Source organism: Arthrobacter sp. Hiyo1, from assembly GCF_001263615.2.
GTDB lineage: Bacteria > Actinomycetota > Actinomycetes > Actinomycetales > Micrococcaceae > Arthrobacter.
The window spans coordinates 991,083-993,930 of the sequence record NZ_DF952468.1; the positions used below are offsets into that span (position 1 = coordinate 991,083).

Here is a 2,848-nt window from a genome sequence, read left to right on the forward strand (position 1 = left end):
CACCGAGCTGGGAAGCCTCAATGCCGGCCTGCTTGAGCGCCTCGCGGGCAGCTCCTTCGGCCATGTCGATGACGCTGACATCGGCCGCGGCGCGGTGGCGGGTCACGATGCCCGTGCGCTGGCGGATCCATTCGTCCGAGGAATCGATCCACTGGCAGACGTCGTCGTTCGTGACGATGATGTCCGGGCGGTATGCCCCGATGCCGACAACGCGTGAGTATTCGTTCCTTGGTGCCTGCTTGAGTACGGGGGCGCTCATGCGTCTCCCTCCAATTCCGCGAAGAGTGCAAGTGCGGCGGACAGATCATCCGGCGTCTTGACGGCAACGGTTTTCACGCCCGGCATGCCGCGCTTGGCGAGGCCTGCAAGCGTGCCGGCCGGTGCCAGTTCGATGAGTCCGGTGACTCCGCGCTGGACCAGGTTCTCCATGCACAGGTCCCAACGCACCGGGCGCGAGACCTGGGCGATCAGGCTTTCGACGGCGGCGCCGCCGTCGGTGACTTCCTGGCCGTCGAAGTTCGAGAGCAGCGGAACCGTGGGAGCCTGCGGCTTGAGGGACGGCCGCAGTGCTTCAAGTGCGCTCACGGCCGGAGCCATGTGGGAAGTATGGAATGCTCCGGCGACCTTCAGCGGGATGACCCTGGCTTTGGCCGGCGGGTTGTCAGCCAGTGCCTGGAGCTGTTCGAACGTGCCTGCCGCAACGGTCTGGCCTGCGCCGTTGACATTTGCCGGCGTTGCGCCGGCGGCCTCAATAGCGGAAAGCACTTCGGCCGGATCGCCGCCGACGACGGCACTCATCCCGGTGGGGGTGACGGCGGCGGCAGCGGCCATGTTGTTGGCACGCTCGCGGACGAACGTCATGGCTTCTTCCTCGCTCAGGACACCCGCAAGCGCCGAGGCCGTGATCTCTCCGACCGAGTGGCCGGCAAGGACGATCGGAAGGGTACTGAGTTCGACGTCGAACAGCGATTTCGCTGCCACGAGCCCTGCGGCGACGATCAAGGGCTGCGCGACGGCGGTGTCCTTGATGGTTTCTTCATCGGAGGTGGTGCCGTGGGCCTTGAGGTCGATGCCTGCGATTTCGCTCAGGGAGGCCAAATGGCCTTCTACGGAAGGGAGCTCCAGCCAAGGGGCCAAAAATCCAGGGGTCTGGGAGCCCTGTCCAGGGCAGACGATTGCAAGCACGTAACCAGCTTTCCAAATTGCCGCGTGAACTACTGGTGTTTGCGTACACCAAGCTCACTGGGTCAGTTTGTAGGAAGTCTACAACGGTTCAACCCGCGGATCGGGTACCGTGACGCTCCGACGTCGCCTTTGGCTGGGCCGAAAGCCTGCCCACAACCAGTGCGGTTTGGAGCACGAAAGCCTCCCGCGGGAGGAGCGGGTCCCACCCTGTGACGTCGCAGACGCGCTTGAGACGATACCGCACGGTGTTCGCGTGGACGAACAGCTCGCGGGCAGTCGCTTCGAGGGAATGGCCGAGTTCCAGATAGGTGCCGAGGGTCTCTACAAGGCCGTTTGAAGCGGCCAGCAGCGGCCGGTAAATGTTCTTGATGAGGGAACGGCGGGCGGCGTCGTCGCCTGAGACGACCCGTTCCGGGAGGAGATCGTCCGCCGCTACAGGTCGCGGAGCCGAAGGCCAAGCCTTGGCAGCGGTGAGCCCTGCAAAGGCCGCCTGGGCGGAGCTGCTTGCCTCCAACAGGGAGCCGGCCTCGGGTCCGTAGACCACCGCGCCCGGGGCGAAAAGTTCGCTGAGTTTCAGATACGCGGTGTCGCGGTCTTGCACGCCACCCAGAATCAGGATGAGGCGGTCGCCTTGGATGCCTACCAGTGCGTCCTCAGCGTAGCGTCCGGCGGTCCGGCGCAACTCGCTCACATAGCTTGCGCTTGGTTCCGACGGCGAGTTTCCCACCATCACCGTGAATCGCTCCTGGGCCTTCCAGCCGAGGGCGGCGATACGGGAACGAAGGGCATCGGTATTCTCGCCCCGGAGGATGGCGTCCACAATCAGGGCTTCGAGCCTGGTGTCCCAGGAACCGCGGGACTCGGCGGCGCGCGCATAGACATCCGCGGCGGCGAATGCCACTTCCCGCGAATAGCGCAGGACTGCTTCGCGCAAAGACGGTTGGTCGGCTTCCGGCGCGATCACCGGGACCTGGTCCTCCACCACCTCGACGACGATCCGGATCAACTGGAGGGCCTTTTGCAGGCTGATGGAGCGGGTCAGCTCGGTGGGAGCATTCCCGAAGACGTCCGTCAGGATCCACGACGGCGAGCTCGGCCGCTCGTACCACGTCACGAAGGCCGCGATTCCGTTTTGGGCTACCAGGCCCAAGGCTGAACGTTCGTCGGAGCTCAGCCGGCTGTACCAGGGCAGCGATTTCTCAAGCTTGCGCATGGTGGTGGTGGACAGCTGCCCCACATTGGCGCGGAGCCGCTTGAGTGTCTCCGCCTTTTCCGGTGTTACCGTGCGCGCGGCCGCTTTGCGTTTCGCGGGGGTTTGAATCGGCTCTGCCATTCCTTGAGCATACGGCGCATCATCCACAAGCTCCATTTGTGCGAAGGCTACAACTGAGATTGGCGCGCGTCACGCGATGGCAGCGCCGTTTGCTGCTTTGTGGCGATTGTTGAAGCCGGGTGTTAAAGCCCGACGCGGCCCGCACCTTTCGGTGTGGACCGCCGTCGAGATGTTGCTTGGGTTCGTTGTGCTTCGCTGGAGGCTTAGCTTTCGCCGCCTGCCCCGCCGGTGGTGCCGGCGTTGACATCGAGGAGACTGTACTTCTCGATTGCCTGGGCCGCCGCCTGTGCGTCAACTTCGCCTCGGCGGGCGAGCAGTTGCAGGGTCTTC

General features: G+C 64.6%; 2 protein-coding genes and 1 pseudogene. All 3 read right to left on the reverse strand.

What is annotated here, in order from left to right:
- Positions 1-259 (reverse strand): annotated as a pseudogene (locus AHiyo1_RS26160) (3-oxoacyl-ACP synthase); the annotation flags it as partial.
- On the reverse strand, positions 256-1,185 hold the full coding sequence (locus AHiyo1_RS04440; protein ID WP_059387753.1) for an ACP S-malonyltransferase: 930 nt from the start codon (positions 1,183-1,185) through the stop codon (positions 256-258). The pseudogene AHiyo1_RS26160 and the gene AHiyo1_RS04440, both read right to left, overlap by 4 nt.
- 88 nt (positions 1,186-1,273) lie before the next feature.
- Positions 1,274-2,518: a PucR family transcriptional regulator gene (locus tag AHiyo1_RS04445; RefSeq protein WP_059387754.1), complete on the reverse strand. Its 1,245-nt coding sequence runs from the start codon at positions 2,516-2,518 to the stop codon at positions 1,274-1,276.
- Positions 2,519-2,848 lie beyond the last annotated feature (330 nt).

Bases quoted from the DNA above. Each gene is read 5' to 3' on its own strand.
- AHiyo1_RS04445 (WP_059387754.1), bottom strand. From the start codon at position 2,518: ATGGCAGAGCCGATTCAAACCCCCGCGAAACGCAAAGCGGCCGCGCGC.